Below are 998 nucleotides of genomic sequence, written 5' to 3'. Positions count from 1 at the left end.
GGGATCGCAGGTCTCCGCACCTGCTCTGCACGCACGGAATCGGAGTCATTCCCCGGGATCGCAGGTCTCCGCACCTGCTCTGCACGCACGGAATCAGAGTCATTCCCGGGGATCGCAGGTCTCCGCACCTGCTCTACACGCACGAAATCAGAGTCATTTCCCGGGGATCGCAGGTCTCCGCACCAGGTCTGCACGCACGGAATCGGCCACCTCTAATACCTCTTCCAGCACATACGCCTCATAATAAATGAGCTTCCAAGGTCTTCGAAAAGAAGTCGCTCTGGCTTCACCAGTATTATGCTCAAATAGACGGCGACGCAAATTGCCAGTATAAGCGATGTAAAGCCCCTAATCGAGTTGAGACTGCAGCACGTAAACATAGAACATAACCGATCACCTCTAAAAGAATAACCGCCGCCTGCCACGTGAGCTCTGCTCTTTACGTGGTGAGGCGAAGCCTTTTTACGCGGCCAACACCTCAGCCCAACGGGGAAAATGTGTGGTTTTCATAAAAAAGACAGTTAGTGGTCAAAGGTTCACCACAATCAAACTAAAGAAGTAATTAAATGCATGATTCGCCGGAAACTCAAAATACCAAAAAACACACAAATAATTCCACTATCACATAATATACAGAAACTTACAAAACCATAAAACGCCTTCCATATGACTTCATAAAAAGTGATATCATGCATTCAAAACGGCAAGACCTACAAAATTCAAAATTTTAAAATCGCTCAAATAACTCAGCTATCAAACGCGACTTAATCTGTCAAATCTCATTAACATTAAGATTACTCCCGATTGAGGATAGCACGAATAGGTGAAAATACAGTGAATTTGAATGCACGAATCGCCGGGACGCATTCCTCAGCGAAACCGCAAGCAATAAGCCATTAAATCCTCTTAATAAGCACCTTACAAATCTATTAATAAAGCAAACGCCACAAGCCCTAAAAGTGATATCATGCATTCGTTTTGAAAAACCTCGTTGAATG

Annotated in this window: 2 protein-coding genes; one reads left to right on the top strand and one right to left on the bottom strand. The window is 44.8% G+C overall.

Annotation, left to right across the window (positions count from 1 at the left end; translation table 11 throughout):
* A partial coding sequence (locus tag QEH52_RS19870; RefSeq protein WP_308952706.1) for a hypothetical protein occupies positions 1-216 on the top strand: 216 nt, incomplete at its 5' end.
* Here the strand turns inward: QEH52_RS19870 and QEH52_RS20835 are convergent.
* Positions 154-339: a hypothetical protein gene (locus QEH52_RS20835; RefSeq protein ID WP_425609303.1), complete on the bottom strand. Its 186-nt coding sequence runs from the start codon at positions 337-339 to the stop codon at positions 154-156. The two genes, QEH52_RS19870 and QEH52_RS20835, sit on opposite strands and share 63 nt — an antisense overlap.
* Between the last annotated feature and the right edge of the window lie 659 nt (positions 340-998).

The organism is Thalassobacterium maritimum (assembly GCF_031127805.1).
In the GTDB taxonomy this organism is placed as follows: Bacteria; Verrucomicrobiota; Verrucomicrobiia; order Opitutales; family Coraliomargaritaceae; genus Thalassobacterium; species Thalassobacterium maritimum.
The sequence above is the reverse complement of the archived record's forward strand: the minus strand, read 5'-3'. Positions and strand labels throughout refer to the sequence as shown.